General features: G+C 58.9%; 13 protein-coding genes and 1 pseudogene. 2 read left to right on the top strand and 12 right to left on the bottom strand.

All coding sequences use genetic code 11. The features are described from left to right. From B7L71_RS01910 to B7L71_RS01870, 9 genes and pseudogenes are all read right to left on the bottom strand, one after another. A pseudogene (locus B7L71_RS01910) lies at window positions 1–279 on the bottom strand (cell envelope integrity protein TolA); the annotation flags it as partial. Window positions 280–292: 13 nt separating this feature from the next. Beyond that, window positions 293–730, bottom strand: a complete 438-nt coding sequence (gene tolR / locus B7L71_RS01905; RefSeq protein ID WP_081135593.1) for a protein TolR — start codon at window positions 728–730, stop codon at window positions 293–295. Window positions 731–751: 21 nt separating this feature from the next. Continuing rightward, the gene (gene tolQ, locus B7L71_RS01900) at window positions 752–1,429 is read right to left on the bottom strand and encodes a protein TolQ (RefSeq protein ID WP_371827785.1); all 678 of its coding nucleotides are present in this window, start codon (window positions 1,427–1,429) and stop codon (window positions 752–754) included. 110 nt (window positions 1,430–1,539) lie between these two features. Continuing rightward, entirely contained in the window at window positions 1,540–1,941 is a 402-nt protein-coding gene (gene ybgC, locus B7L71_RS01895) for a tol-pal system-associated acyl-CoA thioesterase (protein ID WP_016913816.1), read from the bottom strand. Next, a complete protein-coding gene (ruvB, locus tag B7L71_RS01890) occupies window positions 1,938–2,975 on the bottom strand; it encodes a Holliday junction branch migration DNA helicase RuvB (protein WP_016913815.1) in 1,038 nt (345 codons plus the stop codon). The genes ybgC and ruvB overlap by 4 nt, the downstream gene beginning before the upstream one ends. A gap of 79 nt (window positions 2,976–3,054) precedes the next feature. Beyond that, the gene (gene ruvA, locus B7L71_RS01885; RefSeq protein ID WP_081135590.1) at window positions 3,055–3,660 is read right to left on the bottom strand and encodes a Holliday junction branch migration protein RuvA; all 606 of its coding nucleotides are present in this window, start codon (window positions 3,658–3,660) and stop codon (window positions 3,055–3,057) included. 69 nt (window positions 3,661–3,729) lie between these two features. Beyond that, the gene (gene ruvC / locus B7L71_RS01880) at window positions 3,730–4,281 is read right to left on the bottom strand and encodes a crossover junction endodeoxyribonuclease RuvC (protein WP_081135588.1); all 552 of its coding nucleotides are present in this window, start codon (window positions 4,279–4,281) and stop codon (window positions 3,730–3,732) included. A gap of 97 nt (window positions 4,282–4,378) precedes the next feature. Then, window positions 4,379–6,160 (bottom strand): aspartate--tRNA ligase, encoded by a 1,782-nt coding sequence (gene aspS, locus B7L71_RS01875; protein ID WP_081135586.1) that lies wholly within the window; start codon window positions 6,158–6,160, stop codon window positions 4,379–4,381. A gap of 65 nt (window positions 6,161–6,225) precedes the next feature. Next, window positions 6,226–6,501 carry an FmdB family zinc ribbon protein gene (locus B7L71_RS01870; protein ID WP_016913811.1) on the bottom strand — a complete coding sequence of 92 codons (276 nt, stop codon included), beginning with the start codon at window positions 6,499–6,501 and terminating at the stop codon, window positions 6,226–6,228. 199 nt (window positions 6,502–6,700) lie between these two features. On the opposite strand from B7L71_RS01870, the gene B7L71_RS01865 reads away from it, so the two are divergent. Then, window positions 6,701–7,654, top strand: a complete 954-nt coding sequence (locus B7L71_RS01865) for a D-2-hydroxyacid dehydrogenase (RefSeq protein ID WP_081135583.1) — start codon at window positions 6,701–6,703, stop codon at window positions 7,652–7,654. A gap of 149 nt (window positions 7,655–7,803) precedes the next feature. Here B7L71_RS01865 and B7L71_RS01860 read toward each other — a convergent pair whose 3' ends face one another. Continuing rightward, entirely contained in the window at window positions 7,804–8,703 is a 900-nt protein-coding gene (locus tag B7L71_RS01860; protein ID WP_081135581.1) for a YihY/virulence factor BrkB family protein, read from the bottom strand. 178 nt (window positions 8,704–8,881) lie between these two features. On the opposite strand from B7L71_RS01860, the gene B7L71_RS01855 reads away from it, so the two are divergent. Further along, the gene (locus B7L71_RS01855; protein ID WP_081135579.1) at window positions 8,882–9,976 is read left to right on the top strand and encodes a bifunctional nicotinamide-nucleotide adenylyltransferase/Nudix hydroxylase; all 1,095 of its coding nucleotides are present in this window, start codon (window positions 8,882–8,884) and stop codon (window positions 9,974–9,976) included. Here B7L71_RS01855 and B7L71_RS01850 read toward each other — a convergent pair. Next, window positions 9,973–10,890 (bottom strand): LysR substrate-binding domain-containing protein, encoded by a 918-nt coding sequence (locus tag B7L71_RS01850; protein ID WP_016913806.1) that lies wholly within the window; start codon window positions 10,888–10,890, stop codon window positions 9,973–9,975. The two genes, B7L71_RS01855 and B7L71_RS01850, sit on opposite strands and share 4 nt — an antisense overlap. A 49-nt stretch (window positions 10,891–10,939) precedes the next feature. Further along, window positions 10,940–12,358 (bottom strand): cardiolipin synthase, encoded by a 1,419-nt coding sequence (gene cls, locus B7L71_RS01845; protein ID WP_081135576.1) that lies wholly within the window; start codon window positions 12,356–12,358, stop codon window positions 10,940–10,942. Window positions 12,359–12,457: the final 99 nt, after the last annotated feature.

The following is a 12,457-nucleotide window of genomic DNA, read 5'->3' as shown; positions in this document are numbered from 1 at the left end:
TTCTGCCTGGCTTGGCGACTCAGGCGCGGGTTCGCTCTCGGCAGGCTCGGCCGCACTGTTCAGCGCGGCCTGCTGCTCGGTGATTTGCTGCGCCTGATCGGTGAAGGTTTCCGTACTGACAAAAGTGGCCTGCACGATCGATGAGGAGTCGGGCTCTGCAGGCGTGCTGGGTAGCCGAATCAGCGTGAACGCAATCACGATGAGATGCACGCCAATCGCCAGGAGCGTCGGCAATGTATAGCCGACATCCTGGGGGTCGCGTGGTGGTTTCACTGCCATCGGTGACTCGCCCTTAGCCATCTTGCGGCGGCTCTGAGAGCAGCCCAACGTTCGCTACACCAGAGCGTTGCAGGGTGCTCATCAACATGACGACCTGGCCATAAGGCACGCTGCGGTCGCCGCGAACCATGACAGGTGTGCCGGGCCTACGCTGGAGAATGGCAATGACGCGTTCGGAAATCTGCTCCAGAGAGACATTGCTGGTGTCTTCACCCAGGGTAATGAAATAGCCGCCGTCACGATCCACCGAAATAATGATCGGATCACTATCTTCCTGAGTTTCGATAGGCTCCGAGGAGACCTGCGGCAAATCCACCTGCACCCCTTGCGTCAACATGGGGGCCGTGATCATGAAAATGACCAGCAGCACCAGCATGACGTCGATGAAGGGGACGACGTTGATCTCCCCCATGGGCTTTTTCTTGCCGCCGCGATTAAACGAACCTTGCATAACGAACTCCTTTAGCGGGCATCAGGCTTGCGGCTTGCCATCGCGGCCTTGCAAATTGCGATGCAGGATCGCGTGGAATTCTTCAGCAAAATTTTCGTACCTGCCCAGTAGGCGAGCGGCTTCGTTGGAAAGACGGTTATAGAAGATAACGGCAGGAATCGCTGCCAGAAGGCCCATGGCAGTAGCGATCAGGGCTTCGGCAATCCAGGGCGCCACGGTGGCCAGGGTGGCTTGCTGGGTCATGGAGAGCGACTGGAACGAACCCATGATGCCCCAGACCGTACCGAACAGGCCGATATAAGGGCTGACCGACGCCACGGTGGCCAGAAAAACCAGGTGCTGGGTAAGGCGGTCTTCTTCCCGGGACCAGGCAACGCGCATGCTGCGCTGGACGCCTTCGAGGATCGTGTCCGCGTTACGCGTCTTGGGCATCAGGCGGTTGAATTCACGAAAGCCGGATTGGAAGATGTGCTCTGCGCCGTGACGTGGGTCATCGGCGGGGATCTCACGGTACAGCTCATTGAGGTCGACACCCGACCAGAATGACTCTTCGAATTGATTGTACTCCTGCCTGGCACGACGCAATGCCATGCTGCGCTGGAAAATCACCACCCAAGAGAGGATCGACCCCACCACCAGCAGTAACATGACGAGCTGCACGACGGTGCTGGCACTCATTATCAAGTGGGGTATGGACATGGTGTTATCGTTCACAGTTGCCCTCTTCAATCTATTGGTGTCGCCATGGCGACAGGGTAGCGGTGGTCATTTCACCGGGTTTAGCATTACGAGATATCGCGGCCTGCGGACTAATGAGCCGACACAGAAAGATCGAGCGATACTGGCCACGCTTTGGGCCGTAAGGTATCAGCGCTCAAACAGGCTATCTCGACTGTGGCGGAGCACAAGAGTTCCTTGTCTCGCCACACCTGCTGCTCGAATGTCATTCGACAGCGGCCTTGATTGGCCATGGTGGCCGTTACGGTCAGCGCATCGTCGAGACGTGCTGGCTTGGCATAGCGGCAGGCAATGCGGTATACCACTAGCTGCGTCCCTTCGTCTAGCAGCGTTTGCTGATTCAAGCCCAATTCTCTCAACCATTCACTGCGGGCGCGTTCCATAAACTTCAGATAGTTAACGTAGTAGACAATACCGCCCGCGTCAGTATCTTCGATATAAACGCGCACCGGCATGGCAAAACCATCGCTCATGGTCGCCGCTCCCCTTCTGCACTCATGGCGCTGTCGGGCACCACCCGCTCGAAGTGTTGCCACGCCTGGCGCGTCACGACCCGCCCCCGTGGTGTACGCATCATCAGGCCCTGCTGAATCAGATAAGGCTCGATGACGTCCTCGATGGTATCCCGCTCCTCGCCAATCGCGGCGGAGAGCGAATCGACCCCGACAGGCCCACCGTCGAACTTGTCGATCATGGCCAGCAGCAGGCGGCGATCCATATGGTCCAGGCCATGATGGTCGACGTTGAGCATGTTCAAGGCGGCATCGGCAAGGGTCACATCGACCACCCCGTTGCCCTTGATCTCGGCATAGTCACGTACGCGGCGCAGCAGGCGATTGGCGATGCGAGGCGTCCCCCGCGAGCGGCGGGCAACCTCCACCGCACCTTCTCGACTGGTTTCCACGCCTAGCAGGCGTGCCGAACGAGCGACGATTTCCGTTAGCTCTTCGAGATTGTAGAACTCGAGACGCTGGACGATACCGAAGCGATCGCGCAGCGGCGAGGTCAGCAACCCTGCTCGCGTGGTCGCCCCCACCAGGGTAAAGCGCGGCAGGTCGAGCTTGATGGAGCGCGCCGCAGGCCCTTCACCAATCATGATGTCGAGCTGAAAGTCTTCCATGGCGGGATAGAGGACCTCTTCCACCACGGGCGAAAGGCGATGTATCTCATCGATGAACAGAACGTCACCTGGCTCCAGGTTGGTCAGCATCGCCGCCAGATCCCCGGCCCGCTCGAGCACCGGGCCAGAGGTCGACTTCAGCCCAACGCCCATTTCAGTAGCAATGATATTGGCCAGCGTCGTTTTGCCCAGGCCTGGTGGGCCAAACACCAAAGTGTGGTCGAGGCTCTCTTCCCGCAGTCTGGCCGCACCAATAAAGATTTCCAGCTGTTCGCGGACTCGGGGCTGGCCAATGTAGTCCTGCAGGCGCTTGGGACGAATGGCGTGATCGATGCGCACTTCCCCATGCTCCGGTTCAGCGGCAATCAATCGGTCATGTTCTAGCATGGCAACTCTTCTACTGGGTCTGATCAACGCCGGCGCTCAACGACATCCGGCACGCTGCTGATTACCACATGGAGCCTGTTTAGCCGCTCATGCGCTGAGTCAACGCCGCCTTGATCAACGCTTCGGTGGATTGATTGGGATCTACATCGGCCAGCATTTTAGCGGCTTCCGTCAGCTTGTAACCAAGGCTGACCAGCGCTGCTTCGGCATCGGCCAGGCTGTCGCGCGGGGCTGGGCGACCGCTGGTCGCCTCCAAGGCCAGAGGGGCATGGCGCTGTTCCCAATCGGGAAAGCGATCGCGCATTTCGATGATCAGCCGTTCGGCCGTCTTCTTGCCCACGCCCGGCAAACGGGTCAGTGCCTTACTGTCATCGTCGCGCACGCAGCGCATGAAGGCGTCTTCATCCATGCCCGATAGAATCGCCAGCGCCAGTTTGGGGCCTACACCGCTGACCTTGATCAAGGCGCGAAACAGCGCACGCTCATGCTCACGGCCAAAGCCATACAGCAAATGAGCATCGTCGCGAATGCTCAAGTGCGTGTATAACGAAACGTTTTCGCCAGGTGCAGGCAGCGCCACCAGCGTGTTCATGGAGGCTTCCAGTTCGTAGCCTACGCCATGGACATCCACCACGATCCAGGGCGGATGCTTTTCGACCAATAAACCAGTTAACCGACCAATCATAGGAGTGCTCGCGGGTAGTGAAAACGGTAAGCCACTATAAAGCGACTCTGTACAGATGACCAGTAACGGCTATAACCGCCAGCGCCCTGAAGAGCGTCGTGTGCCCTGCTTGGCCTCGGAGGGCACTCGCCTGCTTCCGGTGAACGCGTGGGTCAAGGCAATGGCCAACGCATCGGCCGCATCGGCTTGAGGCGTGGCAGTCAACTGCAACAGCGTCGTCACCATGTGCTGTACCTGTGTTTTCTCGGCACCACCATGCCCCGTGACGGCCTGCTTGATATGCCGAGCCGCATACTCGGAAACACTCAGCCCATGGTTGGCCAGGCATACCAGCGCGGCGCCGCGGGCTTGCCCCAGCTTTAGCGCCGAGTCGGCATTCTTGGCCATGAACACACGCTCTACCGCCACCGCTTCAGGTCGATACAGGCCGATCACTTCACTCAGACCCGCATAGATTTGCGCCAAGCGCTGCTCCAGCGCCCCATCAGAGGTACGGATACAGCCGCTGGCCACATAGCGAGGCTTCATGCCTTCCAGATCAATGATGCCGTAGCCGGTAATCCGTGACCCAGGGTCGATACCCATGATCCGCACGGCTGCTGCGGACTGATTTCCTTCCATGCACTGACTCCTGGTAACGCATGACCCTAGCGTGACACATAACAAAACACCGACGCAGAGCGTCGGTGTTGACTACCACTGGCAAACAATAAAGAGACTATTCGCCCGCTGTCTCCGCCTTGGCCTTTTGGCGCAGGCGAATGCTCAGCTCCTTGAGCTGCTCGGGGCTGACTTCGCCGGGGGCATCGGTCATCAAGCAGCCCGCGCTTTGCGTTTTCGGGAAGGCGATGACTTCACGGATGGTTTTGGCACCGACCATCAGCATGACCAGGCGGTCCAGACCGAAGGCCAAACCACCATGGGGCGGCGCGCCGTACTGCAAGGCATCCAGCAGGAAGCCAAACTTCTCCTGCGCTTCCTCCTGGCCAATCCCCAGAATGTCGAACACGGTGCTCTGCATGGACTGATCGTGGATACGAATGGAGCCACCGCCCAGCTCGGTACCGTTCAGCACCATGTCGTAAGCACGCGATAGCGCGGCGGCCGGGTTGGCCTTGAGCTCTTCCGGCGTGCAGGAAGGCGCCGTGAAGGGATGGTGCAGCGGGCTCAGGCGGCCTTGATCATCGGCTTCGAACATCGGGAAATCGACCACCCACAGCGGCGCCCAGGGCTGGGTATACATGGCCAGATCAGCGCCCAGCTTGACACGCAGTGCGCCGATGGCTTCGTTGACGATGCGCGTTTTGTCGGCACCGAAGAAGATGATGTCGCCATCTTCTGCACCCACGCGATCGAGCAGTTCCTCGACGACGTTCTCCATGAACTTGACGATGGGCGACTGCAGGCCTTCCAGCCCCTTGGCGCGCTCGTTGACCTTGATCCAGGCCAGGCCCTTGGCGCCGTAGATACCGACGAATTTGGTGTATTCATCGATCTCTTTGCGCGACAGCTTGGCGCCACCCGGCACACGCAAGGCAGCTACACGGCCATCTTCCGCACTGGCAGGACCAGAGAACACCTTGAAATCCACCTGCTGCATCAGGTCATCGACATCCGTCAGCTCCAACGGAATGCGCAGGTCCGGTTTGTCGGAGCCGAAGCGATCCATGGCTTCCTGCCAGGTCATGCGCGGGAACTCCGGCAGCTCGACATCCAGCACTTCCTGGAACAGCTGGCGGATCATGGCTTCGGTGATGCCCATGATATCGTTTTCCTCGACGAACGAGGCCTCGATATCGATCTGGGTAAACTCTGGCTGACGGTCGGCACGCAGGTCTTCGTCACGGAAGCACTTGGCAATCTGGTAGTAGCGGTCAAAGCCCGCCACCATCAGCAGTTGCTTGAACAGCTGCGGCGACTGCGGCAGTGCAAAAAAGCTACCCGCATGGGTACGGCTCGGCACCAGGTAATCACGTGCACCCTCCGGCGTTGCCCGGGTCAGGATGGGCGTTTCGATGTCCAGAAACCCTTGGCCTTCGAGGAATGCACGAACGCTGTGTGAAATACGCGAGCGTAGACGCAGCTTCTCGATCATGTCCGGGCGGCGCAGGTCGATGTAACGATGCTTCAAACGCACCTCTTCACCCACCTTGCCGTGCTCGTCCAGCTGGAAAGGCGGTGTGAGGGCGGTGTTGAGCACCTCGACTTCCTTGGCCAGCACTTCGATCATGCCCGTCGGCATGTTGGGATTCTGGGTGCCTTCGGGACGCAGGCGAACACGCCCGGTAATACGCAGAACATATTCACTGCGCGCACGGTCGGCATTAGCAAACGCCTCGGCGGTATCGGGGTCGACGACGAATTGCGCAATCCCATCGCGGTCGCGCATGTCGAGAAAGATAACCCCACCGTGATCACGACGGCGATGTACCCAACCGCAGACGGTGACCGTTTGATCCACCAATGTTTCGTTCAGCTGGCCGCAATAATGGCTGCGCATGTCTCTTCCTGTTCTGTTGCGTGACTATGTAAGGGGTCGCCAACTACCTCGGCTGACCGCCGCGGCTAAGCCGCGGCGCCTTTGCTGGGGGATGGCGTGCTGGTGTCGCTGGACGAAGAGCCAGCCGAGCCACCGCCAGCAGCAAGGTTCTTTTTGCTACCGGTTTTGAAATCGGTTTCGTACCAGCCGCCACCGGCCAGACGAAAGCCTGCCGCAGACACCAGCCGTTCGAGGTCATCCTGCTGGCAAGCGGGGCATTGAGTCAGCGGATCAGCGCTGACCTTCTGTAGTTTTTCCATGCGATGGCCGCAGGCCTTGCACTCGTACTCATAGATAGGCATGTTGAGGGCTCCTGAAAAGCACAACGTCAACAGACTGATATTTACAGAAAAGTGGCGAACGACTAGGCCGCCGAGCTGACAATATGTGGCCTGCTGGGATAAATTCCAAGACTGCGGTTGATAGCGCGAACATTATACCCTTTTGTGCCCCCTGCCGGGCAAGACCAAGCGCCACTTGGCAGCCAATGGAGAAAACAACATGCCTCATGCGGTAATGCTGGATGCAGAAAGCCTGGGCCCCCATATCGACCTGACGCCGATTCGCGAAGCAGTCGATCACCTGGAAACCTATCAACAAAGCACCCCAGAACAGGCCCGCGAGCGCCTGAAGAACGCGGATATCGCCATCGTCAACAAGGTCACACTGGACGCCGACACGTTGTCGCAGTTGCCTTCGCTACGGCTGATCTGTGTCCTGGCCACGGGATTGAACAATATCGATCTTGACGCAGCCAAGGCGCATGGCATCGTCGTCAAGAACGTCTCCGCCTACGGCACGGCCAGTGTCTCTCAGCACACGCTGATGCTGATGCTGTCGCTGGCCAATCGCCTGCCGCGCTATCAGGCAGATATCGCCGCAGGAGCTTGGCAGAAAAGTGATTTCTTCTGCCTTCAGAACCACCCGACGCTGCAGTTGGCTGGCAAGCAACTGGTCATGGTAGGCAGTGGCGAGCTGGGCTCGGAAGTCGCTCGTCTGGCCGAGGCCTTCGGCATGCAGGTGACCTTCGCCGCGCGGCCTGGCAACGAAGCCGCCGATAAGCGCCCGGCTCTGGACGACCTGCTGCCCCACGCCGATGTCATTAGCCTGCACTGCCCTCTGAACGACGCTACACGACACTTGATCAATCAAGCGCGTTTGGCCAAGGCCAAGCCTTCACTGCTACTGGTCAACTGCGCGCGCGGCGGCATCATCGACGAAGAGGCCGCTCTGGAGGCGCTGCGCAAAGGAGCGCTGGGCGGGCTGGCCGTTGACGTGCTGCCCGCCGAGCCCCCCGCCAGGGGCGATGCGTTGCTGGATGCCCTGGCAGCAGGAGAGCCGCTCAACTTGATCGTTACGCCGCACAACGCCTGGATCACCCCCGAAGCGCGCCAGAACATCGTCTTGCTGACCGCAAAAAACATCACTGACTGGCAGGCAGAGCAGACCGCATGACGCGGTGGCACGCTAAAACGTCGCAAAATGGCCGGGGGCGTGATGTAGGGCCAGGGGCTCCATTGATACGTGGGCCATCCTGGCCCCTTGAACCTTCCCTGGCACCATTCCACGCTGACAGCACTGCGACAATGGCAATCTCCTGCTCATCAAAGCAGTTCCTTGCGTACCAATACGGCGCTGTTGCGGGGCACCAGTGGGCGCCCCCGGCGCAGCAGCAGCGAACGGGTAAACGACGCACCGAACAACAGTATCAATGAACTGTAGTACACCCACAGCAGGATCATCACCACCGAGCCCGCGGCACCATAGGTAGATGCGGTGGCCGTATAGGCCAGATAGATCGCGATCAGGCTACGGCCTATCGTAAACAGAATCGCCGTCACCAGCGCGCCGATCAGCACGTCCTGCCAGCGTAACACCACATCGGGCAGCACTTTGAAGATAGTGGCAAACAGCAAGGTCACCATGGCCAGCGAGATGAGCGACTCGGCAGTGGTGGTGACAATGGTCGCGATGGGCAGCAGGTCACTGGTGGCGTGCAGCATGCTGCGCAGGAAGACGCCCAGCACCAGAGAAACGAGCAGAATGAAGCCAATCGACAATACGACGGTCAGCGACAGCAGGCGCGTCTTGATGAAAATGAAGGCGCTGTTGCTGGTAGGCTTGGCCGTGACGCCCCAGATGGTGTTGAGCGAAAACTGCATCTGAGCAAAGACCGTGGTGGCACCCACCAGCAGTGCAACCACCCCTAAAACAGTAGGCAGCAGCCCGGACTCTTCGATACGCGACTGGGCAACCGCCTGTTCCACCGCCTGGGCAGCCTCGGCCCCTAACGTGCCTTGAAGCTGCGCCACGATTTGCCCTTGAGCGGCATCATCCCCCAGCACCACCCCGATCACGGTGACCGCAATAATGATCGTCGGAGCCAGCGAAAAAAGCGTATAGAACGCCAGCGAACCAGCGTAGCTGAAGGCATTACGCTCCAACCATAGCGAGACTGCATCTTGTACCACGTTCCACCAGAAAACGAGCGTGCGCTTCAGCATAGTTATTCCCTTTAAAACCATTCCCAGCGTCCTTTTTTATAACGCCACTATTGCTATCAGTAGGTAAGCATACCGAATGAAACCGTTGAGCGCAGGGTTTGGTGCATTGCACAGCGTTAGCGCTCTGACCATAATGGCCTCGCCTGACGACCAACTGATCAGCGAACAAGGACACCCCATGACATTGGATGCGGCCCCCACGACATCGACCCACGAATTCGACTGCCTGGTATTCATCGGTCGTTTTCAGCCGCCGCACCTGGGCCATTTGGCCATCATCCGCGAAGCCCTCAAACAGGCACGTCAGGTCATCGTCATGGTCGGCTCTTCGTGGCAAGCGCGCTCCTTGCGTAACCCTTGGCACTTCAATGAGCGTCAGGCCATGATCCGCTCGGCGTTCGACGAGGCCGAGAACCGCCGCTTGGAAATTACCCCACTGCTGGACGCTCTTTATAATGACGATGTCTGGGTACGGGATGTACAGCGCAAAGTGCGTGACCTGGCCACTCCAGCCAACGTGCGCCTGCCACGTATCGGCCTGATCGGAGCCAGTCGAGGCCAATCCAGCTACTATCTTTCGCTGTTTCCTCAGTGGGAGTCGGTTAGCGTTCCGCTGGTGGAGGGAATTTCAGCAAGTCAGATTCGTGAGCGTCTATTTCGCTCACCGGACGCCACCGGCGACTATCTAAGCACCGGAGCGTTTCACGACCTTCCCCCCGGAGTGGTCAAAAGCGTGGGGCAGTTCTGCAAGGGCGACGCCTATCATCAACTGCTGGAGGAGCAGCACTTGCTGGACCAGTATCGCCAGGCATGGGCCAAGGCTCCCTACCCGCCCATTTTCGTCACGGTGAATGCCGTGGTGGTACAATCCGGCCATGTGTTGTTGGTCAAGCGTACCGCCGCCCCGGGCAAGGGGCTGTTTGCCCTGCCCGGCGGCTTCATCAATCCCCACGAACGCCTGCTGGATGCCTGCCTGCGCGAGCTGCGCGAACGCCTGCGGCTCAAGGTGCCGGAGCCGGTGCTGAAAGGATCGCTACGCGGCCAGCGTCTGTTCGATGAGCCCCATCGCAGCTGGCGCGGGCGCACGCTGGCCGAAGCCTTCTACTTTGCGCTGACTCCCGACCAACAGCTACCTCGCTTGAAGCCGGTCAAAGGCGGCGAGCATGCCCGATGGGTGGCGCTGGCCGACCTGGAGCCAGAGAGCCTATTTGAAGATCACTTCTTTATCATTCAAAATTTCCTGGGGCTGCCAGCCAATCTGGGTGGCGCTTAGCCCTGCAGAAAATCGCGCGGCAGCTTCATCATCTGCCGCCAGAGGCGCTCTACACCGGGCTTGTGCACCAGCGAGCAACGATACAAACGGATTTCCAGAGGAATATCCCACCCCTCATCTCCTGCCCGAACCAGCCGACCGCTCTTCAACTCTTCACGAATGCAGAAGTCGGGAATCCAGGCCACGCCGACCCCTTGCAACACCATGCCCTTCAGGCCCTCGGCCATGGCGGTTTCGTACACGGTGCGTAGCTTCATGCGTAGCGGATCGTTCTTCAGCAGCATGCGCACACTGCGACCGAGGAAAGCACCCTGCGTATAGGCCAGGTAGGGAATCGACTGATCACGCTGCAGCGAGAACAGCGGCTTGCCCTGCTCATCCGGGAGTGACACCGGCAACATCTTGACCTTGCCAATCGAAAACGAGGGGAACACTTCGGCGTCCAGCTGCATGGTGGCAAACGGGTCATAGTAAGCCAACATGAGGTCACAGTTGCCCTCCCGCAGAACATGGATGGCCTCTCCCACGTTCATGGCCACCAAGCGCGTCGGCAGTTCGCCCAGCCCCTTCTGCAGCCGAGATATCCAGGGCGGATAAAAGCTCAGTGCCAGGGAGTGGGCAGCCACGATATCCAGCGCTTCATTGGCAATGGAGAGGCCACGCAAATGGCTGAGTGATTCATTGAGTTGCTCCACCAGGTTGCGCGCAGTGACCAAAAAAAGCTGCCCTTCCGAGGTGAGCCCGACAGGTGTCGTCGAACGGTCCACCAGGGTGACTCCCACCGCTTGTTCCAGCGCCCTGATACGACGACTAAAGGCAGGCTGGGTCACATGACGCTGTCTGGCAGATGCAGAGAAACTGCGCGTATTGGCCAGTGCCACAAAATCCTCTAACCATTTTGTTTCAAGATTCACCCAACACTCCCTTTGTTTATTGGCTTTGTGATTGCGGCTGGCCCAGTCGCTACTGAACGGGTGACATCAGGTACGCAGCGCGGGATACGACTTTTTTCCACATCGGGCGCTGGCTGACTTCATCGAGGGTGACGCGCCGACACTGAGCAAAATCGGCTTCCAGCATCTCGGCCACTTGCTGAGTAAAATCTGCACTGGGTATGAAGGCGGTAATCTCGAAGTTCAACCTGAACGAGCGATTGTCAAGATTGACCGTACCGACGGCAGATGAGCTGTTGTCGATAAGCATGACTTTTTGGTGTAGAAAGCCAGGCTGATAACGGTATATTTTAACACCTGCCTTGAGCATCTCTGGCAAAAACGAGAACGCCGACAGGAAGACCAGCAAGTGATCCGGGCGCTCCGGGATCATCACACGCACATCCACACCGCGCATGGCCGCCAGGCGCAGCGAGTCTTGTACGCCCTGGTCCGGCACGAAATACGGGCTGGTGACCCAAAAACGTTCGTTGGCACTGTGGATCAGCTGCTGCACCAGCAACCCTGCGGTATCCTGCTTGTCAGCAGGCCCTGACGGCACGATGACGACCTGCTGGTCATGCCCCGCAGCGGGTGAGGCATGCCAATTCAGCGTGATCACCTCTCCCGTGGCCCAGTGCCAATCCTCCCAGAAAGCCTCCTGAAGACCGAGCACGCTAGGGCCGTTCAACAGCAGATGGGTATCACGCCAGGGGCCGTGCTTCTTGCTCTGCCCCAGATACTCTGTGCCAACATTGAAACCGCCTACCCACCCTTGCTCCCCATCCACCACGGCAATCTTGCGGTGATTACGGAAGTTGAGCTGGAAGCGGTGCTTGATGCCGCGCGACGATCGAAACGGGGTCACTTCGACACCTGCCTGCTTCAGCTCTTTGAAATAACCGTCTCGCAGTTTGCGGCTGCCAATTTCATCGTAGAGAAAATAGACACGCACACCACGTTTTGCCGCGCTCACGAGATGCTGCTGCAGCTCACGTCCCAGCGCGTCATCCCTCACGATGAAGAATTGCAGCAACAGATAGTGCCGAGCCTGGGCGATGCCTTCGAACAAGCTGTCGAACGTTGCTTGCCCATCGATCAGCAGCTGTGGGTGATTACCTCGGGTCAGGGGCATCATGGCCAGCTGCTCCACGGCCTTGATATCGGTATTGGTGGACTCGACCACGTGAGGCTTGATGTTGTGGCGATAGCGCACCAAGACTCTGCGCAGCACCGTATCCTTGGCACCCCGGGCCGTTACATAACCATAAAAGCGGGGGCGCCCAAAAAACCAGTAGGCCGGTAACGCGATATAGGGAAAGGTCAGCAGTGAAATGATCCACGCGACGGCGCCCTGGGGTGTCCGACTGGACATCAACGCCATTACCGCCGAGACCATCCCCAGAACGTGGATCATCATGATCCCTGTGCCTAGCAGCCATGAGGCCATTAACGCTTCCTCGTCATCGTCGGAACACCTACGGTTTACTGCGCCTGAATTTTTTTCAACTTTTCCATCGTGACCATGCGGAAAAGCCCCGCCTGGGAC

The sequence above is a fragment of the Halomonas sp. BC2 genome (assembly GCF_002078115.1).
In the GTDB taxonomy this organism is placed as follows: Bacteria; Pseudomonadota; Gammaproteobacteria; order Pseudomonadales; family Halomonadaceae; genus Vreelandella; species Vreelandella stevensii.
This window is presented reverse-complemented; position numbering and strand designations above follow the sequence as displayed.

Coding starts and splice junctions, on each gene's coding strand:
- tolR (WP_081135593.1), bottom strand. CDS start 730: ATGCAAGGTTCGTTTAATCGCGGCGGCAAGAAAAAGCCCATGGGGGAG.
- tolQ (WP_371827785.1), bottom strand. CDS start 1,429: ATGTCCATACCCCACTTGATAATGAGTGCCAGCACCGTCGTGCAGCTC.
- ybgC (WP_016913816.1), bottom strand. CDS start 1,941: ATGAGCGATGGTTTTGCCATGCCGGTGCGCGTTTATATCGAAGATACT.
- ruvB (WP_016913815.1), bottom strand. CDS start 2,975: ATGCTAGAACATGACCGATTGATTGCCGCTGAACCGGAGCATGGGGAA.
- ruvA (WP_081135590.1), bottom strand. CDS start 3,660: ATGATTGGTCGGTTAACTGGTTTATTGGTCGAAAAGCATCCGCCCTGG.
- ruvC (WP_081135588.1), bottom strand. CDS start 4,281: ATGGAAGGAAATCAGTCCGCAGCAGCCGTGCGGATCATGGGTATCGAC.
- aspS (WP_081135586.1), bottom strand. CDS start 6,160: ATGCGCAGCCATTATTGCGGCCAGCTGAACGAAACATTGGTGGATCAA.
- B7L71_RS01870 (WP_016913811.1), bottom strand. CDS start 6,501: ATGCCTATCTATGAGTACGAGTGCAAGGCCTGCGGCCATCGCATGGAA.
- B7L71_RS01865 (WP_081135583.1), top strand. CDS start 6,701: ATGCCTCATGCGGTAATGCTGGATGCAGAAAGCCTGGGCCCCCATATC.
- B7L71_RS01860 (WP_081135581.1), bottom strand. CDS start 8,703: ATGCTGAAGCGCACGCTCGTTTTCTGGTGGAACGTGGTACAAGATGCA.
- B7L71_RS01855 (WP_081135579.1), top strand. CDS start 8,882: ATGACATTGGATGCGGCCCCCACGACATCGACCCACGAATTCGACTGC.
- cls (WP_081135576.1), bottom strand. CDS start 12,358: ATGGCCTCATGGCTGCTAGGCACAGGGATCATGATGATCCACGTTCTG.